The sequence below is a fragment of the Siminovitchia fortis genome, assembly GCF_003605365.2.
Lineage (GTDB): Bacteria > Bacillota > Bacilli > Bacillales > Bacillaceae_C > Siminovitchia > Siminovitchia fortis.
Genome location: NZ_QYTU02000024.1, coordinates 1 through 19853, shown reverse-complemented (window position 1 = coordinate 19853; position 19853 = coordinate 1). Strand labels below are relative to the sequence as shown.

The following is a 19853-nucleotide window of genomic DNA, read 5'->3' as shown; positions in this document are numbered from 1 at the left end:
CATCATAGGTATTGCAGGAAATCTTGATCATTTTGGCCGCTATCCATGGTACAATAAAAAAGCAAATGCATCACTTTCTTTTATAAAGGGGCAATTAATTATGCTTTATTTCGTTGTTATTTTATTATCATATTTGATTGGCTCTATTCCGTCAGGATTGATTGTCGGAAAGCTTTTTTATGGAATTGACATCAGGGAACACGGCAGCGGCAATCTCGGGGCCACCAATACATTTCGGACACTCGGTAAAAAGGCGGGAGCAGCTGTCACAATTGCTGACATTTTAAAAGGAACCATTACTGTCTTTCTCCCCTTCTTGTTTGATCTTCATATTCACCCGCTGCTTGTCGGTCTTTTTGCTGTAATTGGCCATATGTTTCCGGTCTTTGCCAACTTCCGGGGCGGAAAAGCGGTCGCCACATCTGCCGGTGTATTGCTCGGGTATGACTTTGTGCTTTTTATTGTATTGGTCGGTGCCTTTTTGATCACTTTAAAAATTTCCAAGTATGTCTCTCTTTCATCAATAGTTGCGGGGATATTTGGAATTATTTACAGCCTGATTCTTCAAGACTGGCCATTGGTTATAGTCGTAGCAGCATTTGAAATATTTGTTGTTTACCGTCACAGGGAAAATTTAAAAAGGATACGGGATAAAACAGAGCCGAAAGTGAAATGGCTTTAGAAATGTTAACAGAAAAGTTGTGCGACGGAGGCTCAAGATGAACATTGGAAGAAGCAAGAGAAAAGGGATTAACAGAGGTGATTTTCGAATATGCAAATAAAAATATCTGATCATGCAATGGAATGGTTTAAAGATGAAATGTTTTTAGAAAAAGGCGACAATGTAAGGTTTTTTGTCAGGTATGGCGGTTCCAGCCCCCTTCAGGAAGGTTTTTCCCTTGGAATGAATAAGGAAGAACCGCTCGACCCCGGAGTTGAATATAACAAAGACGGGATTACATTTTTTATTGAAGAAAGGGATCTATGGTATTTCAAGGACCATGACCTGATCGTTGATGTTGACGAAAATAGCGATGGCCCCACCTACAGTTATGAAAAAGAGTAATCCAATCAGGCAGTTCATCATGAGCTGCCTGGTTTGATTTGGGTCAAGCGGGAAAGCTGATACAGCTTCCCTTCTTCCCGAAGAATCTGCAGCTGTTTATTTCCCAGAAGATCGTAATGGGAATAGCCGTCTTTCCTGATGTGAATCCACTCTTTTTTCAAACCGTATCCGGAACCCCATTCTGCCAGCCGGCCCAAGTCCTTACAGCCGACCTTTGTTACTGTTTTCATATCCGGAAAGCGGTCATCCAGCCAGAAATGAGTAATAAATGCAATTTTTCCATTATCTATTGAGGCCTTCCATTTTCTCAATTCATCTCTTGTAATGCCAAATGCCATCTTAGTCGCCCTCGGGCTGCTGCTTTTTCTTTGCTTTTTCGTAAGCTTCGTGCCAATCCGGAAACATTTTTTTCAGGCGAATTGGGCGGAAATCCTCTTTCCTTACGCAAACGTGGCTTGTAAAGCCTGTAACTGACTGCTCCCCGTTTTCATTAAGAATGCTGTATCCATAGATGACTTTAAAGCCGTCATACGAATCGATCCAGGTTTTAATGATGGCGTTTTCTCCATATGTCAGCGGCTTTTTATAGGAAACCTGAACATCCAATACCGGTGCCAGAATACCGCTTTTTTCCATTTCCGCGTAGGAAAATCCCAAATCTTTAATGAGCTGTGTTCTTCCGAGCTCCATCCAGACGATATAGTTGGAATGGTGCACCACTCCCATCTGGTCTGTCTCCGCATAACGCACTTCAATCTTTTTTTCAGAAATGATCATGATATCCACCCCAATGATTATATGTACATTCTCATTCTAACATCTTGGGCTGAACTAAGAAAAGCGCAAGCGCCTTGCCCATCGACTTACAGACTGGAGTGCCTCCGACGAGATAAAGGAAACACGGCGAGGAACGCAGGCTCAAGCAGCGACTTCCTGTCGCTTCGCCTGCACTAGCACATCCTGTGCGTCGGAGCCGATGTTGACTTATCGTAGGAGGAGGTGCGAAGTCTGCTAGTCGATAGGCGCTGGAGCTAGACAATAAAAGGCTTTGTTCAAAATTTTAAAGCTAAAGCATCTTATTACTTTCTTACTTTCTTACTCAGAAAGAAAAGCCGGCATGCGCCGGCCTGTATTAATAATCGTTATTTTGCTGGGCAGCTGCTTCATCTTTGATTTCCTCGCGCATGCCCTGGATGCTTTCTCTTCTCCGCTCATTTTTTTCCTCAATTTGAGCTTTTTGTTCCTCATTGGAAAATTGCATCGTTTCCTCAGCCTTTTCCATATTTTCTATTGTATTGTGGACCATTTCCTGCAATTTTTCAACGTTATCGCTGCGGTCATCCGGTTTAGGCCTGTAGTCTGCCATAATATTTTCCCCCTTCAACATGGTGTTATTCCCCTTTTGTCTGAATGATATGAGGCTGACGTCCTGTTTTGTCCGCCATTTTCTTTCCTTTGTTTGCGTCAACAGCAACGGACTTTTCCCCAAGATGATCCGGTGTAAAGTTTTCTTGGCCTCTTTTTGGATTGCCCATATTACTCCCCCTTCCATATCATTGTTTCCCGAAGGGGAAAAAATATGAGTAGCTTAACTGATTTTGCCCCGTTTCAAATGCTTCTCTTCCAATCGGTTTTCGATTTTTTCCAAAGCATCGAGATCTTTGAGCAGTGCTTCTCTATTTTCTTCCACTAAATTCAAAAATGTTTTCCTTTTGCTTCTTCTCACGCTTGATCACTCCTTTACTATATTATTGTCCTAACCAACTATAGTTAAACCAATTTTCTAACTCTTTTTAAAATGGAATTTGCATATAACAAAGGCGCAAGCGCCTGTTTATCGACGTACAGACTGGAGCGCTTCTGACGAGATAAAGGAAACACGCGCAGCGGAGCGGAGCGATGTTGACTTATCGTAGGAAGAAGCGTGAAGTCTGCTAGTCGATAGGCGCTGGAGCCGGACGCAGCACTAAGTGACAAATAAGTTACTAACAACCTGAGCATTTTATAATTTCCTAACAATAAAAAAACATCCCGCCATATGGCAGGATGCTTCTCCGGCTGCAGTGCTTTTTCAGTTATTCGGCTATTTTCCCGCGAAGAACCAATGGCAGGATACCGCCATTGCGGTAATAGTCGATTTCCACGACAGAGTCAAAGCGGACGAGTGCTTCAAATTCCGTTTTGCTTCCATCCTCTGCAACTGCTGTGACTTTTACAATATCACGGGGTTTGACATTTTCATTGATTTGAACATTGATGACTTCTTTTCCTGTCAATCCGAGTATGTCTGCATTTTCACCTTTTTTGAACTGTAAAGGAAGGACGCCCATCATGGCAAGGTTTGAACGGTGAATACGTTCATAGCTTTCTGCAATGACCGTTTTAATGCCAAGCAGGTAGGTTCCTTTTGCCGCCCAGTCACGGGATGAACCCATTCCATAGTCCTTACCTGCAAGAACGACGAGTCCTGTTCCATCTTCCTTATATCTCATGCATGTATCATACATGGATCCGACTTCTCCTGTAGGCCAGTATGTGGAATAACCGCCTTCTGTTCCTGGCGCAACCTGGTTGCGGATGCGGATATTGGCAAATGTACCACGCATCATGACCTCATGGTTTCCTCTTCGTGAACCGTAAGAGTTAAAATCACGCGGCTGTACGCCATGCTCAAGCAGGTATTTTCCTGCAGGCGTGTCCTTTCCGATTGCCCCTGCCGGAGAAATATGGTCTGTTGTTACAGAGTCCCCGAATTTCCCTACAATGCGCAAATTCTTCAATGGTTCAATTGTAGCCAATTCTTTTGATAAGTTTTCAAAGAACGGCGGATTTTGAATATATGTTGACTCAGAATTCCAATTGTAAAGTGGTTCGTTGCTCGTTTTAATTTCGTTCCAGCGCTTATTATCGCTGAATACATGTTCATATTCCTTACGGAATAATTCAGGTGTAACAGTCTTTTTGACCGTTTCTGCCACCTCTTCCTTGGTTGGCCAGATATCTTTCATAAATATGTCATTGCCCTCAGCATCTTTTCCAAGCGGCTCTTTTGTTAAATCAATATCTACAGTCCCGGCAAGCGCATAGGCAACTACAAGCGGAGGTGATGCAAGATAGTTCCCTTTTACAAGCGGATGAATACGGCCTTCGAAGTTACGGTTTCCGGAAAGTACAGAAGTGACAAGAAGATCGTTCTCTATAATCGACTTTTCAATTTCTTCTTTTAATGGACCGGAGTTTCCGATACATGTCGTACAGCCGTAACCTACAAGATCGAATCCAAGCTTGGACAAATAAGGCATTAGACCCGCATCACGCAAATATCCTGTAACAACTTTGGAACCCGGTGCAAGAGATGTTTTTACATATTTCGGTACTTGCAACCCTTTTTCAACAGCTTTTTTAGCAAGCAGCCCGGCTCCGAGCATTACATACGGGTTAGAAGTGTTTGTACAGCTTGTAATGGCTGCAATGACAACAGCACCTGTTTTCATTTTTTCTTCAGTGCCGTCATCGAACTTGACTTTCACTTCTTTAGTGATTTCTGCCGGTTCAAGCCCGAAACTTTGGTTGCTGACCGGTGCACTCAATGCTTCCTTGAACGTACTCTTCATCTGAGAAAGGGGAATCAAGTCCTGCGGACGTTTTGGCCCGGAAAGATTTGCTTCTATTTCTGAAAGGTCAATTTCTACAATATCTTTGTAAACAGGCTCCTCTTTATCTACAGTGAAGAACATATCGTTCTCACGCAAATATTTCTCGACCAGCTGTACTTGTTTTTCAGGACGCCCTGTCAAACGAAGATAGTTCAAAGTTTCCTCATCAACAGGGAAAAATCCGCACGTCGCACCGTATTCAGGTGCCATATTGGCAACCGTCGCACGATCAGCAAGCGGCAATGTGGCGACACCTTCTCCGAAGAACTCTACAAATTTGCCGACAACTCCATGTGTGCGGAGAACATTTGTCACTTTTAATGCCAAGTCAGTCGCGGTTGCTCCGTTAGGCAGTTCTCCGGTAAGCTTTACGCCTACTACCTCAGGAATAGGGAAATAAGACGGTTGTCCCAGCATCCCCGCCTCGGCTTCAATTCCGCCGACACCCCATCCGAGAACGCCGATACCATTGATCATTGTCGTATGGGAGTCTGTTCCGACAAGAGTATCCGGAAATGCCTCATAATCTCCATCTGGAGTTTCAATGGAATGAACAACATTCGCAAGGTACTCAAGGTTCACCTGGTGGACAATTCCTGTTGCAGGAGGGACCGCACGGTAATTTTTAAATGCTTTTTGTGCCCAGCTTAAAAATTCATAGCGTTCCGCATTACGCTCAAATTCATAGTCCATGTTCACTTGAAGAGCTTGGGGAGAACCATACGTATCCACCTGTACAGAGTGGTCGATTACCAAATCAACCGGAATCTCAGGGTTGATTTTTTCTGCGTCTCCGCCAAGGTCTGACATGGCTTTTCTTAATGCAGCCAAATCAACTACAGCCGGCACTCCTGTGAAATCCTGCAAAATGACACGGGAAGGCTTAAATGGAACTTCCCCGTCCTTAACTTCCCCGGTTGCCCATTTTGCCAAGTTTTCTACGTGCTCTTTTGTAATGACGCGTCCGTCATATTGCCTAAGGACAGATTCCAAGAGTACTTTAATGGAATATGGCAAACGGGAGATCGATGCCACTCCCCCATCTTCCAAGGCAGACAAGCGGTAAAAATGATACCGTTTGCCATCAATCTCAAAAGATGAGCGGGCGTTAAAAATGTCGTTTTTGGTTTTTGCCATTTCAATTACCCCTTTTGATCATTTTTCTTTTCCGAACAACAATTTTGCCAATCCCGAAAAGGAATTGGCTTTGTTCACAATTTAATCATATTACATATTGGGGCATAAGTAAATAATAAGAAAGTTATTGAAAACAATAAGTATCTCTTATTAAAATAATGTAATCCTTCTTCATGACAACGAAGTTAATGGGTCGGAAATTTTGCTCTTCACAATGAAAAACGGGATAGCATGGGAAGGTAAAAAAATGTTTATCCTTTAGGCGATCAGGCAATAATAAAACAAAGGCAAAAAGAAAAATCCAAGAAGGAGATGATTTTACATGGGCTTTCTATTATATCTGATTGTTGGCGGAATTATCGGTTGGCTTGCCGGATTGATTTTAGGGAAGGATGTTCCTGGAGGAATTATTGGTAATATCATTGCAGGTATTATTGGAGCATGGATTGGCGGGGCGTTATTCGGGAATTGGGGACCAACGATGGCAGGCATCGCAATTGTTCCTGCGTTGATCGGAGCTATTATATTGGTATTGGTTCTCAGCCTTATTATGGGAGCCATGGCCAGAGGCCGCAAATCTTAAATTGCCTTGGATTCGGGAGCTTATGCTCCCGTTTTCTATTTTCTTTGATACTTTTCAGCGTAATATAAAACTTCCTCGACATATTCATTGCTGTGGTTATAGGCAAAAACGGCTTTCTCGAAGTCGCCTGCTGCTGCTCCGTTTTTTGCCAAATAATTCGCTGCAGTAAATATCGAGTCTTCGATATCCCATGGATCGGCCTTGCCATCCCCATTAGCATCAACGCCGTATCCGCCGTATTTTTTTATCACGGCAGGATCGGTTTTTTCATCTTCGGGGATATCGCCTGTACCAAGCCCGTCGCAACTGGGATGCGACCAGCCTACAAATGTACATGGCATGAACTGCATATGTCCCTCGGCACCAACAGGAGAAATCATCGGATCCATTGTGGAAAAAATCGTTTCAACCCGGTGATGCGCCGCCAACAAATACCAGGGAACACCGTATTCCATTTCGGCGGCTTTATAAATTGGCATGAATTCACTTGGAACTTCCTCATTGGGCTGTGGATCTTGTTTCTCTATGTTTTGTTTGTCCAAATATGTAAGCAACAGCATGAAGGCTGCAAAAGGCAATATGAGCATAAGCAAAACCCTGCGTTTTCTTTTGGATGGTTTACTTTGAACCGCAGGTCTTTTTTTGCTTATTTTATTCATTTATAGTCTCTCCTTCTCAAACAGCACCCTGCCATGATTGGGCATTCATCCCTGCCCGCTCTCCCATTATCGGAAAGTTTTCCGTTTTTGGCAAGGAAAACCGGCCTCCTTATGATGCTCGGCTTTCATAAAATAATATAATTTTGCCTTCATACAGCTGATCAGCATACTTTTTTGCCTCTTCCGCTTTTAATCCCGATGTAATCAACAGATCCTTGACGTCCTTATGGCTTTTCCCTTCCACGAGTGATGCCAGGGGACCGGCGGCAATAATAGGGCCCAATCCCGGAACCGTCAACCCGGGGACGACGAATCCTCCGCTAATCCCTGTGAGAAAACCGCTGATGATTCCAAATACCTCTTCGCTGGCCGCATGCCTGTCGTGAACATTTGTTTCATTTTCGATTAATTCTGTTTTGGATTCATCCACTGCCAAAACAGAGAAATTATCTTCTTTAAAACCTTCGAGAAGAAATGTTTTGATGACGCCTATCACTTCTTCCTCTGTATCGTATATGCCTACAACACTAATACTCATGCCCATTCCTCCTTTCCATTATCGTACCCTTTTTCCTGCCTATATAAAACAAGACCTAACCGTTCGTGGTTAGGTCTCTCAAAGGTGATTTATTAATGCAGCACTTTAATTTTTACCGTTTTGACACCGAAATTCATTGCTTCCGATTTTGACGGCACAAAAACGTCAATTTTGTTGCCCTTGATGGCTCCGCCTGTATCACCGGCAATCGCTGTTCCGTATCCCTCCACAAAAACCTTTGAACCGAGTGGGATGACGGATGGATCCACGGCTATCACCTTTTGTCCGGGATTTGCCCGAAGATCGATGCCTGTTGCCGTAACACCGGAACAGCCATTGCAACTAGCAGTATAGGCTGTTGCCGTTACAGTCATTTCCTTGCCTTGCGGGCTTGCGGACACTTCCTTTTCAGCAGGAGCAGGCGCTTGAGCTGGTTCAGGTTCAGGTGCAGGCTGCGGTGCAGGTGCAGCAGCAGGTGCCGGTTGTTCTGAAACTGTGTTTACCGCCTCAGTCTGCACCGGAACTGCACTGCCTTGTACCGCCAGCTTCTGGCCGGGGTGAATCAGTTCAGATGATAAATTGTTCCAAGCTTTTAACTCATTGACTTGGACTCCAAATTTTTGTGAGATTTTCCATAAGGAATCCCCTGATTTAACTGTATATATATCATCTATATTTTGTTCCTTATTAACAGCCGTATCGGCAGAAATATGTAGCTGCTGATTGGGAAAAATGAGATCGCTGGAAAGATTGTTCCAGGACTTTAACTGTTGGACTGAGGTTCCGTACTTTTGCGAGATGCTCCATAAAGAATCGCCCTGCTGAACCTCATATGCCTCTGCTGCAGCTGATGCCTGCCCACCTGCAAATACCCCTGCAATGATGGCCCCTGTGAAAAATGCGATAAGCTTTTTTCTCATTTTTGTTCCTCCTTTTTTGTTAGTCGAAGATCGCTAACGATGACTATGCTAACAGAGGAACATATCAAACGAATAACAGGATTATTTATCTTCTATTACAAATATATTGCATGCTGTTACATCCGGCACATTACGATAGTATTAGATAAATGCATGCAAATAGGGACAAAGGCGCTTTTCAAATATCGACATCCTTGCTGTGCTGGTAAAATGTTTTTTCCCCGGCAAATAATGTGAAAGCTATGACAGCAATAAAGAAAAAGCTGGAGATTTGGAATAATTTAGCTGTATCAATAAATAGGGCAACCATTCCAAAAACTAGTCCGCTCATTCCGATCCCCACATCGATTGCTGAATAAAACATCCCATTTGCCACCCCTCTCCGGGTTTTTGGCGTTTTTGCCAGTACCCATGCCTGAAGGGCAGGAATCAAAGAACCATATCCGGCTCCGAATAAGCAGCCTGAAATGGCAATTCCCTCCCAGCCGGTTGAGAAAGATAGTATCCACATGGATATGAAAGTCAGTCCCGAACAAACGATCACCAAAATCTTTGGCCCGTTCCTGTCGAACCACCTTCCCGTTACCGGGCGGACAAGTGTTGCGGTAACAGCATTCAAAATATAGAATAAAAAAATTTGGTCAATTCCGCGCTCTTCGGAAAAAATAACGATAAACGTGACAATCGTGCCATACCCAAAAGTGGCCAGCAATGTGATAAAAGCCGGGAACCAGCTGGACGTTTCGATGAACGATCCCGAAAATGAAAAACGAACATCCTCTTTTTTTATCATTTTTACGCTTTCCGGTGTTTGATATTTTATAATAGAAAACATTATGAGGGCGATAAAACCCAGAACTGCGGAAAAAATGATCATGATATCAAAGGAATAATTTTGATACAAAAATATACCGACACTGGGAGCGATGATCATGCCAACTGTTATGGAGAGCCCAAAATACCCCATCCCTTCCCCGATTCGGTCATTGGGCACGATATCAACCGCGGCCGTTCCATTAACGGTTGAAGACCATCCCCACATAAATCCATGCAGAAACCGGAATAACAACAGGATGAACACGATTTGCGTAAGGGGATACAGAATGGTAACAAGCAGAAGGCCTGCCGCTCCAATTAAAATAAGCCACCGCCGTTGGCAAAATTCCAATAAATAACCGATAAACGGCCTGATAAGTACAGCACCGATCGAAAATACCATGGTGACCATGCCGATCTCAATGCCTGAGGCCCCCAGTTTCTTTACATAAGGCGGGACTGTCGGAATCAGCATCTGGAAACTCATAAATATAAACAAATTTGCAAGCACTAACAATGTGAAGGATTTTGTCCATAATTTACCCTTGGTTGAACTGTTTTCTCTTTTCATTATTTTCACCTTTCGCTAAAAAAACTTGGAACACTGCTCTTTTAAACATATAGCGAATAGGAAAATAATACAAGAATAATATTTCGTCGTGCGAAGCTTTTTGTTTAAGCATAAACAATCCTTTTTCCTTTGCAGCTGAAAAAACCGGCCCTTGACAACAAGGCCGGCTTTCATGTTTAATTTTATCCTCTAAATGCATTTTTTAATAACCGCTCCGCTGCAGATTTTGGATCGTCAGCTCTTGTAATTGATGATATTACAGCTAATCCGTCTATCTTATACTCCTGAAGCATTCCTGCGTTTTGTTCGGTGATGCCGCCGATGGCTACAACAGGAATGGTTACGGATTCAATTATTTTTTCCAGCATTCTTTTTGGAAGGAGCTTGGCATCAGGTTTTGACAATGTCGGAAAGATGGAACCTACGCCAATATAATCCGCCCCCTTTTCCTCTGCAAGAACGGCTTCCTCCACGGTACGGGCGGATATTCCGACAACCATGGAATCCGGAATGATCTTTTTTACCGCTTCCAGCGGAAGATCTGATTGTCCGACATGGACTCCTGCGGCACCTACTGCCAAAGCAACATCCACACGGTCATTTATAATTAATGGTATAGATAATGTATCGAGGAAGCTTTTCAATTCAAGGGCCTTCTTATAAAAAATCCGCCCTTCGGAACTTTTTTCCCTTAATTGAACGAGGCTTACACCTCCGCTTACGGCCTGTTTGATGACCGGCAAAAGCTGTTCGAAAGGCATATCTTCTTCTGTCACTAAATAAAGTTTATAATTAATATCATACTTCAATTACCCCTACCCCTTAATAGACCTGCTCATAAAAATGGTGAAAATGATTGGCTGGGCCGTGTCCTTGTCCGATGTCCAGGCTTTCGGCAATGGCAGCCGTAATGTAATCCTTCGCATTTCCGATGGCCGTCAACATACTCTCACCTTTCGCCAAGTGAGCAGCAATGGCGGATGAAAGCGTGCATCCGGTCCCGTGGACATTTTTCGTTTCAACCCGTTCACCTTTAAATAAATGAAATTGTTTTCCGTCGTAAAACAGGTCATTGGGGTCCCCATCCAGATGGCCGCCTTTTATGAGCACTGCTTTTGGCCCTTTTTCCATGATATCCCGGCAAGCCTTATACATATCAGGTTCCGAATTTATCTTCCTGCTGGATAAAATTTCGGCTTCAGGAATATTCGGGGTAACCAGCGAAGACAATGGCAGCAGCATTTCATTGAGTTCAGCGACAGCATTGCGCTCCAGCAAATGGTGGCCCCCTTTTGAAACCATGACAGGGTCCAGTACAACATGCTCCGGTTTGTATTTTATTAGACTTTTTGCAACTGTTTTGATGATTGCCGAAGTACCCAGCATGCCTATTTTTACAGCATCCACGCCTATATCGTCAAAAACGGCTGCAATCTGATCACTGATCATATCCAAGTCAATATTTTGAACAGATCTGACTTCTACAGTATTCTGGGCAGTGATGGCTGTAATCGCTGACATCCCGAATACTCCCAGGGCAGAGAATGTTTTTAAATCCGCTTGTATCCCGGCTCCGCCCCCTGAATCAGAGCCGGCGATGGTAAGTGCTGTTTTCATGAAGCAAACCTCCAATCGCTCTATTTTTTATATCATCATGAGCCCCCCTCCTGCTCATAAGACAAACATCAGATCTGCCATTCTTGTTTGTGGTAATTCATATCCCAGAAGAGATATTCATATTTGGATGTGATCAGGAAATGCTTTTCAAGCAGCGACAGTTCTCTTTCCGGCTTACCGTTTGTCAGCTCATTCAGTAATTCAATCAGCCATTCTCCCAATGCGCCAAACTCTTCTGATGAGTATGTTTCTACCCATTTCTTATAAGGATTGCTTTCCAAACTGCCTTTATATTGTTCTTTCAGCCGTTTGCCGGTTTCAGCATAATGCCAGGCACATGGGAGCAAAGCTGCAATCAATTCGGCAAGTGTTCCGTTGTGGGCGACATTTAACATATAGCGGGTATAGGCAAGATTAACAGGAGTTGGTTTGGTTTCCTCCAATTCATCCCTTGTTATTCCGAATTCCGCAGCATATTGCCGATGCAGCTCCATCTCAAAATGAAGATGTTCATGAAGCAAATGGGCAAACCGCTCCATCGTTTCAAGATTCTGAGACTTTTGCACGCCGATGGCAAACAGTTTTACATAATCGATCAGGTAGACATAATCTTGTTTCATATAGTAGATGAACTTATCTTCAGAGAGCGTCCCGTCCCCGATTCCTTGAACAAACGGATGCTGATAGCTCTTTTCCCAAATTTCCTTGGCATTTTCATAAAGTCTGTCAGTAAATAACATCTTGTCCACTCGCATTTTATGTACAGCTCCTTCATGTTTATTGCGCCTCTCATCCCCGCTTATTAAACGCAAAAAACCGCCCCTCTTAAAAGGAAGCGGCTGCATAGCAATACAAATAACGTATTCTCAGCCTGCTTCCCTACGCTGGCATAAACCAGATCAGGTTCAAAGGGTATCAATCAATGATTTCTCTCAGCATAAAGCTCCCCTAGCAGACACAATCGTATTCTGTTTTTGGATTAAACGAAGAAATAAGAGATGCGTTCAATCTTCACTATAGCAGGAATATTTCAAAAAGCAAGCCTAGTTGATAAATAAGCTCATGATATAGACCATGAACGGGATGGTGATCAACCCGAGAAGCGTGGATAGAACGGTAGTTAAAGCCCCCATCTGTTCATCGGCCGAATACCTGGCAAACAGAATGGATGCCAACGTAATGGTAGGCATCATCGATTGAATGAGCACCGTTTGTATCAACACAGCATCAAAATTAAACAAATGAATCATAAATATGGTGGCAATCGGGAGCAATATGAGCTTTACGGTAATCGGAACCCATGTTTGGGGCACAGACTGGCGTACAATTCCCCGCTGCAGCCCCATAATCATCATCCCAATATAAAACATGGCGAGCGGAGCTGCCAGGGCGGCAAGCCGATCTGTCAATCCGATGATTATTTCCGGAGGCTTCATATTGAAAAAAGCAGCAAACAGGCCGATGACGATGGCAGCTGTCGGAATGTTAATCATCGATTTTAATGTTTGCAATGCAAATTTCCGGTTCTTCTGCAGCATCACAACCCCGACTGTCCAAATTGTGACGTCAACTCCGGCATCAAAAATAGCCGCATACAGCGCCCCTTCAGGGCCCAATAATGCAGCGCACAGCGGGATTCCGATAAAGCCGGTATTGCCGAGTCCTGACAGTAAAGCAATTTCCCTGGTGCGGTTCGACCCTTTTTGAAAAAGGTTCGCAAAAATCCAGCCCATTGCGATACCGACAACATTAATAATGATGGATAACACAAAAACCAATACAATTTTCCGGAACATATCTTCATTCATATCTACATGGAAAATACTTGATAAAATGATGCATGGCATTGCCACATTAACGATCATATTGATGAATAAGGTCCGTGTTTCATTATTTAGCGGCGAAGTTCTTGCCAATATCGCACCGATGATAATCATCATCGTAATAATAAGTATTGATTGAAAAACAATTGTAAACTCCATTTCTCTCCCCATTTCCGCACCGAAAACTGACATTAACAGAAAAAAGCGAAGAAATCGATTGGCCGCATCTCTTTTCAACAGAATGCAGTCAATGCATCATTCTTCACTCGTCTAATTATACATAAAGTTTTTTGTAAGACAACAGATAAAGTGAAACTTCAATCAGTGGGCGTTTTCTTCATCCCCCACTGATTGTTAGTTGAACGAATCGGGCTGTTACGGGCAGTTGATCTACCGCCTAAACTACCCGATTCATCTAAAGTTTTGAGGTGGAGTCTTACTGCCCGTTAATGCGGGATAAAAATGAACAGTATCAAACAACCATCTGATCTTTTTCTTCCGTCCCGGCCCCTTCGCCTTTTGGGAGCGTTTCCAGTTCCGAAATCCATTCGACCTTAACAGTGGGCTTTAGATGCAGCCTATCATTCGAATGAACACGAATTGTATGGACGTCCGGAGTATTTTCAGAAAGTGTACAGATTCCTTCAATCATGTTCTGCTCCGTCTTCAAACGGACCAAATACGTTCCTTTGCGAGGAAGCATATAATCCTTGAAAGTTACTTTCACCATTGTCTTTTGATTTTTTAAATCGTATGATTCATCTTCAATTTGTCCGCAGGTAGAGTAAAAGTTTCCCAAAAAATGAGGGACCAGCTCTACCGCTCCGCCATTTAATAGTTCCCTGATTTTAGTGGAACTGATCTTAATATTCTTATACGATTCCTTAGAAACAACCGTGATATCAAATTCTCCGTCTCCGTCATCCTTTATGCGGTCCATGTTTCCCTGGCCTTTGTATCCATAGGTAAAATCAAATCCGGCCACAACATGTGTGCAATTTAATCCGCAAATATACTCTTGAACGAAATCCGCCGGTGCAAGTTTGGCGAATTCGTGATTAAATGTCACAATAAAAAGTTTTTCAACACCTAAATCTTTAAAAATCTCCTTTTTGGCATCTAAAGGTGATAAATATTTGTTTATTTTTTGATTCGTTGGCAGGACATTGCTCGGATGAGGAAAGAAGGTCATTACTGCCAATGTGAGATTTTTCCGTTCGGCAATGCCTCTGGAGGTTTCAATCAATTTCCGATGTCCCAAATGAACGCCGTCAAAAAAACCAAGAGCCATGACACATGGTTCATTTTCCAGCGCTTTCACATCAAACGGTCCTTTTATATAAACTGTTTCCACTTCTAACACCACCGTCATCGTTTTTTACAGGAAGGTTGTTCTTTTCTGTATCATATACCACTTCATATACGATTTCAATAATTATCATATAATTCTTAAATCCCTTTCTATTTCATTCAATAAATTGGCCTCACCAATGTCTTGGGTTGTACATAAAATGATGGTAAAGGGGGTGTGTTACCATGTCTTTCTTTGAAAATACATCTTTTGGCCTTTATCTGGCAGCCATTGTTGCCGGATACGCCCTTCTGTATTTGACAATTCTTCTTCCAGGACCTCTTGCAGCTTTTTCAACAGTCATTATGATCGTTTCTGTCATCATCATCGTTCTTTTTTCCGTAGTCCTTATTGTAAAAGCGCTCAGGTCGCTGTTATCAAGGTGATACAAAAAAGAGGAGCAGATATTAAGCTGGCTCCTCTTTTCTGATTACTGTATTTCAATCCCGTTTTCCGGTGTCAAACTTGCCAGAACATGGACACGTAAAATGAACCCTGTCAGCTTATTCTCTTCATTTACGACAGCAAGTGGAAATTTCGATTCCAACACTTTCGGAATCAAATCACTCACATATACATCTTCATCTACCACCGTTATATCATGACGCATTACTTCTTCCAGCCGTTTTTTCTCTCTAAGTCCCTTGATTGCATCATCAATCGTTACAATTCCCTTCACGCTGCGTTGGCGGTCAACGACAAAGACGCTTGAAATTCCGTTTGCCTGCATTTCCTTGATTGCCACATTCAAGCCGTCCTTTAAGGAGACGAGAGCATTCGGCTTGATCATCACATGACTGGCCTGAATCACTCTTGATCGGTCGATGTCTTTGATAAACTCGGAGATATAGTCATTTGCAGGGTTTTCGATTATTTCTTCCGGTGTGCCGACTTGGACAACATGCCCGTCTTTCATAACGGCTACCCGGTCCCCCATTTTGAATGCCTCGTTCACATCATGCGTTATGAAAATGATGGTTTTTTGCAGCCTGTTTTGGATATCGAGCAGTTCAATCTGCATTTCTCTCCGGATCAGGGGGTCCAGTGCGCTGAAAGGTTCATCCATCAACAGGATGTCGGGATCATTTGATAATGCCCGGGCCAATCCGACCCGCTGTTGCATTCCTCCGGACAATTCATCCGGATATTTATCCTCATATCCCTTCAAGCCCACGATCTCGATATTTTTCAATGCAATTTCTCTCCGCTCCTTTTTTGGGATTTGGCGGATTTCAAGACCGTATTCCACATTTGCAAGAACCGTCCTATGGCTGAACAGCCCGAAATGCTGAAAAACCATGGCGATCTTTTCCTGCCTTACTTTCTTTAATCCAGCATTGCCGCATTTCATAATATTTTCATTGTCTATATAGATCGCACCGTCGGTCGGTTTATTCAATAGATTAAAACAGCGGATCAAAGTGGATTTCCCACTGCCGGACAAGCCCATAATCACAAAAATTTCACCTTTTTTTATTTCAAGCGAGGCATCGTAAACGCCTACTGTATGCCCGGTCTTCTTCAGAATTTCTGCCTTGGACATGCCTTTTTTAATCAAAGGGATGACAGACTTCGGTTTGGGGCCGAATATTTTTGAAACATGCTCAACCTTGATTTGTGTTGTCATTGCCCTACCCTCCTGTGTTTTTGAAACTTATCGGCGGCGCCATTCGTAATCCGGTCAATAATAATGGCTAAAAACACAATGCTTATCCCAGCCTCGAAGCCCAATGCAATATCGATGCGGTTAATCGCGACAAGAACTTGTTCTCCCAGGCCTGATGCGCCGACCATGGAAGCAATGACAACCATGGCAAGTGCCATCATCGTTGTCTGGTTTACTCCGGCCATGATGGTAGGCAGAGCTTGGGGAAGCTGGACTTTTCGCAGCATTTGCCATCTGGATGATCCAAATGACTGCGCCGACTCAATGACTTCTTTATCAACACCACGGATAGCAAGCTCGGTTAATCGGATAACAGGCGGCAAAGCGTATATAAGAGTAGCGAAAATCGCGGAGACGTTACCTAAACCGAAGAAAAAGATGGCAGGAATCAAATAAACAAAGCTCGGCATTGTTTGCATCGCATCCAAAATCGGTCGCATAACTGTCGAAAAGCCCTTGCTGTAAGACATCCATATCCCCAATGGAATGCCGATAACCAGGCATATGAGAACTGCGGTCACGATAATGGCGATTGTTGTCATCATATCTTCCCACAAGCCAAATGTACCGATCAAAAAGATAAATGCCGCATATAAAACACCTGAAAAAACAGATCGGAAGTACCATCCGAGCAAAAAGACCACAATGATAAAAAACCACCAGGGCATCCACAATAAAAAATCCTGTATCCCATTGATTGACTTGGAAGTAATCAAAAAGAGAAAGTCAAAAAATCCTTCCAGGGTCCTGTCAAGAAAATCGACAAGATCGCTGGCATAACTGCCTAAATTTGTCCTTATATCCGGAAATTCCATCATACTATTACCCTCACCCATTCTCTAATTTCGATTGAGAAAAAGCAGCCGGCACAAGCGGCCAGCTGCCAGATACTTAAAGTGCTTCCTTTACTTTTTGTGCTTTATCTTCAGGGATCCATTTCGTCCACACATCTTCGTGCTCCTTCATCCACCAAATGGCGGCTTCTTCGGCCGAGGCTCCTTCGTCTTCCATGTATTGCAGGGCTTCCTCCGTCAATGCACTGCTGGTTTCATAATTTTTAAGAAATTCCACAGCTTCAGGTGCCTTCTCAGGCATTTTTTTGTTTACCGCTGTGACGACGTCATTTGGAGGGAATTTTGTCTTTTTTGTTTCTTCCCAAGTTTTTTCATCATATTCCGGTTCTTCGAGCAGGACTAGATCATACTTGGCAGTGATCGCTGTCGGGGACCAATAATATCCGACCCAGCCTTTTCCTGATTTATAAGCATCAACCAGTGACGCAACTATTGCCGAATCTGATCCAGGCTTGAAATTGTTGAGTGTTTTATCCAGGCCGTAGGCTTCAAACTTAGCATCAATATGATCAGCCACCACCCAGCCGCTCGGTGCATTGATCACCCTTCCCCGGTCGGGATCCTCAGGATCCGCAAAAACATCGGGATATTTTTTTAAATCTTCCACTGTTTTTAAATCCGGTGCCAGTGGTTTGATGCCGCGCTCTTTATCACCGTGAATGACATAGGAAGGAACATACAGGCCTTGGTCGTTGTCATCGAAATTGACCGAAGTTTTAATAATATCGCCTGATTCAATGGCGTCTTCATACACTTCCTTGACATTGTCTGTCCAAACTTCCATGTATACATCAATATCGCCTTTTCTTAGCCCTTGAAGTGTGGCTGAGGTTGATCCCGCTGTCACATCGGTTTTATATCCATATCCTTCTTCAATGATTTTTTGGGCAATTGCGTTATGAATCCTGATGCTGTCCCACCCTGCATCAGCAAATACTATCTTATCCATTCCATTTTTGGATTTTCTTTCACTGCTTCCGCTTCCCCCGCAAGCTGTTAACAAAAGGAGCGTTGCTGCGGCTAGAATGCTGCCGATTTTTTTCACGTTTTCTTCTCCTTTTCTCTTTTTATAAATGTTTTAGACTTGAAGTCCGTCATTTTATTACGTAACAAAATGAGTGAAAAATTGAATAAAATGCTTCGAAACATGTTCCACTGTTTTAGCTTATCGAACTAGCATGATGATATCAAACGAGTATAAGCGCCGATTTAAGTGATTAATCCCGCTGAGACAGAGTTAGCCTGGAATTTATCTGCCGTCGTTTACTTATATTGCTGAATGCTCTGTTTATCTACCCTGTTCAATAGATTTTTATTCAGGTAGGTACCAATACCCTGCTTCAGCTTTAATAAACTTTTTTATTCCTTTTTTCAAGCCCAAATTCTCCTTGTCTTCGTCCGGGCATATAATCTTTCCGGGTGGTTAAGCTAATATATTAGGACAGTTGCCGTGTTTAAAAAGGAGTATCTATATGGATCAAAATTTGTTGGCCGTGCTAATCGGAATTTTTTTTGGCTGTATAGCCCGGGGGTTGTTGCTTCGCACTGACTTCAGGCAGTACCCGACATATCCGCAGGGACGGATCATTCACCTCTCAATGGGATTTATTGCTTCTTTTATCGGAGCAGTTGCCGTCCCGGCGGTACTTGAATCGAATTGGACCGCCGTCACTTTTTTGGGACTGGCAGCAACCCAATTCCGGGAAGTGAGAAAAATGGAGCGGGAGACACTGACAAATATAGATTCAAGCGAACTGGTAAAACGCGGAACACCTTTCATAGAAGGGATGGCCCAAGCTTTTGAAAGCAGAAACTATCTTGTCATGTTTACTGCCCTGATTACCGCCCTGTTTACCGTTTTTTTACCATGGGCAGGCATTGTCGCCGGGATCATCATGCTTTTTATAGTAAAGCATAAGATGACAGGGAACATTTTGGCAGCAATCGCCGACGTCTCCGAGGGGGTTATTCGTTTTGAAGGGCCTAATCTTTATGTCGGTGATATTCATATAAAAAATGTCGGATTGGAAGCAAGCCGAAAGTTGATTTTGGAACGGGGGGTTGGAGCCATCATTACGCCAAGAAATGAAAACAGCGTTGTGATCATCTCAAATCTTGGACAAAGGCAGGCCATGCTCCATCACGTTGCCAATATATTGGGGGCCTACCTGGATACAGGTGAACCAGATATTGTTCCCCTCTCAAAAAGAAATATGGATGACGGGAGAGTCGCCTTGTTTCTCATGCCGCAAGAGAAGGAATTTCAACAAATCAAAACGGTGCTCGAGCATGTCCCTGTGCTTGACAGCGCGATAAGGCTGCCAAGCGAAGGGAACAAAGGCAAATAGGAGGAATCCTCCCATGTCCGAAAGGAAGAATGAACAAGTGGCTGAAAACCCAGATATAAAAGCAATCATTACCACAGATAAGGATCTGGTCATCAACAGCGGTGTGCCAGTCTTCTTATCAAAGGACCAGGAGGCGCTGCAGGAGCTGAGCCAAAACCTAGAAAGAATATTAGACGCTTCCTCCCATGAAATTAATAATGAAACTGTCATTATCGTGGCAAGATAAGAAAAGCGCAAGCGCCTTGCCC

At 43.3% G+C, this 19853-nt stretch carries 24 protein-coding genes and 1 riboswitch; of the genes, 6 read left to right on the top strand and 18 right to left on the bottom strand.

Features of this window, described 5'->3' with window-relative positions:
• Positions 1 to 100: 100 nt before the first annotated feature.
• Both plsY and D4N35_RS11375 read left to right on the top strand, forming a co-directional pair.
• Positions 101 to 682 carry a glycerol-3-phosphate 1-O-acyltransferase PlsY gene (gene plsY, locus D4N35_RS11380; protein WP_120073647.1) on the top strand — a complete coding sequence of 194 codons (582 nt, stop codon included), beginning with the start codon at positions 101 to 103 and terminating at the stop codon, positions 680 to 682.
• Positions 683 to 772: 90 nt separating this feature from the next.
• Complete coding sequence (locus D4N35_RS11375) at positions 773 to 1066, top strand: HesB/YadR/YfhF family protein (RefSeq protein WP_120073645.1); 294 nt, start codon at positions 773 to 775, stop codon at positions 1064 to 1066.
• Between the two features lie 17 nt (positions 1067 to 1083).
• Here the strand turns inward: D4N35_RS11375 and D4N35_RS11370 are convergent, their stop codons facing one another.
• The 6 genes from D4N35_RS11370 to acnA all read right to left on the bottom strand — a co-directional run bounded on the left by D4N35_RS11370 (position 1084) and on the right by acnA (position 5859).
• On the bottom strand, positions 1084 to 1404 hold the full coding sequence (locus tag D4N35_RS11370) for a hypothetical protein (protein ID WP_120073643.1): 321 nt from the start codon (positions 1402 to 1404) through the stop codon (positions 1084 to 1086).
• 1 nt (position 1405) lies between these two features.
• Positions 1406 to 1843, bottom strand: a complete 438-nt coding sequence (locus D4N35_RS11365; RefSeq protein ID WP_120073641.1) for an acyl-CoA thioesterase — start codon at positions 1841 to 1843, stop codon at positions 1406 to 1408.
• Positions 1844 to 2198: 355 nt separating this feature from the next.
• Positions 2199 to 2432, bottom strand: a complete 234-nt coding sequence (tlp, locus tag D4N35_RS11360; protein ID WP_120073721.1) for a small acid-soluble spore protein Tlp — start codon at positions 2430 to 2432, stop codon at positions 2199 to 2201.
• A gap of 25 nt (positions 2433 to 2457) precedes the next feature.
• A complete protein-coding gene (locus D4N35_RS11355; protein ID WP_120073639.1) occupies positions 2458 to 2601 on the bottom strand; it encodes an acid-soluble spore protein N in 144 nt (47 codons plus the stop codon).
• Positions 2602 to 2654: 53 nt separating this feature from the next.
• On the bottom strand, positions 2655 to 2792 hold the full coding sequence (locus tag D4N35_RS11350) for an FbpB family small basic protein (protein ID WP_120073637.1): 138 nt from the start codon (positions 2790 to 2792) through the stop codon (positions 2655 to 2657).
• Positions 2793 to 3141: 349 nt separating this feature from the next.
• The gene (acnA, locus tag D4N35_RS11345) at positions 3142 to 5859 is read right to left on the bottom strand and encodes an aconitate hydratase AcnA (RefSeq protein ID WP_120073635.1); all 2718 of its coding nucleotides are present in this window, start codon (positions 5857 to 5859) and stop codon (positions 3142 to 3144) included.
• A gap of 322 nt (positions 5860 to 6181) precedes the next feature.
• Between acnA and D4N35_RS11340 the strand changes: the two genes are divergently transcribed.
• Positions 6182 to 6442: a GlsB/YeaQ/YmgE family stress response membrane protein gene (locus tag D4N35_RS11340; RefSeq protein WP_120073633.1), complete on the top strand. Its 261-nt coding sequence runs from the start codon at positions 6182 to 6184 to the stop codon at positions 6440 to 6442.
• A gap of 35 nt (positions 6443 to 6477) precedes the next feature.
• On the opposite strand, the gene D4N35_RS11335 is transcribed toward D4N35_RS11340, so the two are convergent.
• From D4N35_RS11335 to D4N35_RS11295, 9 genes are all read right to left on the bottom strand, one after another.
• Positions 6478 to 7101, bottom strand: a complete 624-nt coding sequence (locus D4N35_RS11335; protein ID WP_186306602.1) for a lytic transglycosylase domain-containing protein — start codon at positions 7099 to 7101, stop codon at positions 6478 to 6480.
• Between the two features lie 109 nt (positions 7102 to 7210).
• Positions 7211 to 7639, bottom strand: a complete 429-nt coding sequence (locus D4N35_RS11330; protein WP_164876352.1) for a general stress protein — start codon at positions 7637 to 7639, stop codon at positions 7211 to 7213.
• A gap of 92 nt (positions 7640 to 7731) precedes the next feature.
• Positions 7732 to 8559, bottom strand: a complete 828-nt coding sequence (locus D4N35_RS11325) for a LysM peptidoglycan-binding and 3D domain-containing protein (protein ID WP_120073629.1) — start codon at positions 8557 to 8559, stop codon at positions 7732 to 7734.
• Between the two features lie 178 nt (positions 8560 to 8737).
• Complete coding sequence (locus tag D4N35_RS11320; protein ID WP_120073627.1) at positions 8738 to 9946, bottom strand: MFS transporter; 1209 nt, start codon at positions 9944 to 9946, stop codon at positions 8738 to 8740.
• A gap of 182 nt (positions 9947 to 10128) precedes the next feature.
• On the bottom strand, positions 10129 to 10755 hold the full coding sequence (gene thiE / locus D4N35_RS11315) for a thiamine phosphate synthase (protein WP_120073623.1): 627 nt from the start codon (positions 10753 to 10755) through the stop codon (positions 10129 to 10131).
• Between the two features lie 13 nt (positions 10756 to 10768).
• Complete coding sequence (gene thiD, locus D4N35_RS11310) at positions 10769 to 11563, bottom strand: bifunctional hydroxymethylpyrimidine kinase/phosphomethylpyrimidine kinase (RefSeq protein WP_120073620.1); 795 nt, start codon at positions 11561 to 11563, stop codon at positions 10769 to 10771.
• A gap of 68 nt (positions 11564 to 11631) precedes the next feature.
• Entirely contained in the window at positions 11632 to 12318 is a 687-nt protein-coding gene (gene tenA, locus D4N35_RS11305) for a thiaminase II (RefSeq protein ID WP_120073717.1), read from the bottom strand.
• Positions 12319 to 12422: 104 nt separating this feature from the next.
• A riboswitch (TPP riboswitch) is annotated at positions 12423 to 12523 on the bottom strand.
• Between the two features lie 83 nt (positions 12524 to 12606).
• Complete coding sequence (locus D4N35_RS11300) at positions 12607 to 13545, bottom strand: AEC family transporter (RefSeq protein ID WP_120073715.1); 939 nt, start codon at positions 13543 to 13545, stop codon at positions 12607 to 12609.
• Positions 13546 to 13858: 313 nt separating this feature from the next.
• Positions 13859 to 14740: an FAD synthetase family protein gene (locus D4N35_RS11295; protein ID WP_164876351.1), complete on the bottom strand. Its 882-nt coding sequence runs from the start codon at positions 14738 to 14740 to the stop codon at positions 13859 to 13861.
• A 182-nt stretch (positions 14741 to 14922) separates the two neighbouring features.
• On the opposite strand from D4N35_RS11295, the gene D4N35_RS11290 reads away from it, so the two are divergent.
• Positions 14923 to 15123, top strand: a complete 201-nt coding sequence (locus D4N35_RS11290) for a hypothetical protein (RefSeq protein ID WP_120073616.1) — start codon at positions 14923 to 14925, stop codon at positions 15121 to 15123.
• Between the two features lie 44 nt (positions 15124 to 15167).
• On the opposite strand, the gene D4N35_RS11285 is transcribed toward D4N35_RS11290, so the two are convergent.
• The 3 genes from D4N35_RS11285 to D4N35_RS11275 all read right to left on the bottom strand — a co-directional run bounded on the left by D4N35_RS11285 (position 15168) and on the right by D4N35_RS11275 (position 18302).
• Positions 15168 to 16364: a quaternary amine ABC transporter ATP-binding protein gene (locus tag D4N35_RS11285; protein WP_120073614.1), complete on the bottom strand. Its 1197-nt coding sequence runs from the start codon at positions 16362 to 16364 to the stop codon at positions 15168 to 15170.
• Positions 16361 to 17221 (bottom strand): ABC transporter permease, encoded by an 861-nt coding sequence (locus tag D4N35_RS11280; protein ID WP_120073612.1) that lies wholly within the window; start codon positions 17219 to 17221, stop codon positions 16361 to 16363. Before D4N35_RS11280 ends, D4N35_RS11285 begins: the two co-directional genes overlap by 4 nt.
• A gap of 73 nt (positions 17222 to 17294) precedes the next feature.
• Positions 17295 to 18302, bottom strand: coding sequence for an ABC transporter substrate-binding protein (locus tag D4N35_RS11275; RefSeq protein ID WP_120073610.1), 1008 nt, complete (start codon positions 18300 to 18302; stop codon positions 17295 to 17297).
• Positions 18303 to 18729: 427 nt separating this feature from the next.
• Between D4N35_RS11275 and D4N35_RS11270 the strand changes: the two genes are divergently transcribed.
• Both D4N35_RS11270 and D4N35_RS11265 read left to right on the top strand, forming a co-directional pair.
• Positions 18730 to 19605 carry a YIEGIA family protein gene (locus D4N35_RS11270; RefSeq protein ID WP_120073608.1) on the top strand — a complete coding sequence of 292 codons (876 nt, stop codon included), beginning with the start codon at positions 18730 to 18732 and terminating at the stop codon, positions 19603 to 19605.
• A 13-nt stretch (positions 19606 to 19618) separates the two neighbouring features.
• Positions 19619 to 19831, top strand: a complete 213-nt coding sequence (locus D4N35_RS11265) for a capping complex subunit for YIEGIA (RefSeq protein ID WP_120073606.1) — start codon at positions 19619 to 19621, stop codon at positions 19829 to 19831.
• The last annotated feature ends 22 nt before the right edge of the window (positions 19832 to 19853 follow it).

Bases quoted from the DNA above. Each gene is read 5' to 3' on its own strand.
- D4N35_RS11280 (WP_120073612.1), bottom strand. From the start codon at position 17,221: ATGATGGAATTTCCGGATATAAGGACAAATTTAGGCAGTTATGCCAGC.
- D4N35_RS11375 (WP_120073645.1), top strand. From the start codon at position 773: ATGCAAATAAAAATATCTGATCATGCAATGGAATGGTTTAAAGATGAA.
- D4N35_RS11285 (WP_120073614.1), bottom strand. From the start codon at position 16,364: ATGACAACACAAATCAAGGTTGAGCATGTTTCAAAAATATTCGGCCCC.
- acnA (WP_120073635.1), bottom strand. From the start codon at position 5,859: ATGGCAAAAACCAAAAACGACATTTTTAACGCCCGCTCATCTTTTGAG.
- thiD (WP_120073620.1), bottom strand. From the start codon at position 11,563: ATGAAAACAGCACTTACCATCGCCGGCTCTGATTCAGGGGGCGGAGCC.
- tenA (WP_120073717.1), bottom strand. From the start codon at position 12,318: ATGCGAGTGGACAAGATGTTATTTACTGACAGACTTTATGAAAATGCC.
- D4N35_RS11300 (WP_120073715.1), bottom strand. From the start codon at position 13,545: ATGGAGTTTACAATTGTTTTTCAATCAATACTTATTATTACGATGATG.
- tlp (WP_120073721.1), bottom strand. From the start codon at position 2,432: ATGGCAGACTACAGGCCTAAACCGGATGACCGCAGCGATAACGTTGAA.
- D4N35_RS11325 (WP_120073629.1), bottom strand. From the start codon at position 8,559: ATGAGAAAAAAGCTTATCGCATTTTTCACAGGGGCCATCATTGCAGGG.
- D4N35_RS11290 (WP_120073616.1), top strand. From the start codon at position 14,923: ATGTCTTTCTTTGAAAATACATCTTTTGGCCTTTATCTGGCAGCCATT.
- D4N35_RS11370 (WP_120073643.1), bottom strand. From the start codon at position 1,404: ATGGCATTTGGCATTACAAGAGATGAATTGAGAAAATGGAAGGCCTCA.
- D4N35_RS11320 (WP_120073627.1), bottom strand. From the start codon at position 9,946: ATGAAAAGAGAAAACAGTTCAACCAAGGGTAAATTATGGACAAAATCC.
- D4N35_RS11270 (WP_120073608.1), top strand. From the start codon at position 18,730: ATGGATCAAAATTTGTTGGCCGTGCTAATCGGAATTTTTTTTGGCTGT.
- D4N35_RS11365 (WP_120073641.1), bottom strand. From the start codon at position 1,843: ATGATCATTTCTGAAAAAAAGATTGAAGTGCGTTATGCGGAGACAGAC.
- D4N35_RS11265 (WP_120073606.1), top strand. From the start codon at position 19,619: ATGTCCGAAAGGAAGAATGAACAAGTGGCTGAAAACCCAGATATAAAA.
- D4N35_RS11340 (WP_120073633.1), top strand. From the start codon at position 6,182: ATGGGCTTTCTATTATATCTGATTGTTGGCGGAATTATCGGTTGGCTT.
- D4N35_RS11355 (WP_120073639.1), bottom strand. From the start codon at position 2,601: ATGGGCAATCCAAAAAGAGGCCAAGAAAACTTTACACCGGATCATCTT.
- D4N35_RS11335 (WP_186306602.1), bottom strand. From the start codon at position 7,101: ATGAATAAAATAAGCAAAAAAAGACCTGCGGTTCAAAGTAAACCATCC.
- plsY (WP_120073647.1), top strand. From the start codon at position 101: ATGCTTTATTTCGTTGTTATTTTATTATCATATTTGATTGGCTCTATT.
- D4N35_RS11330 (WP_164876352.1), bottom strand. From the start codon at position 7,639: ATGAGTATTAGTGTTGTAGGCATATACGATACAGAGGAAGAAGTGATA.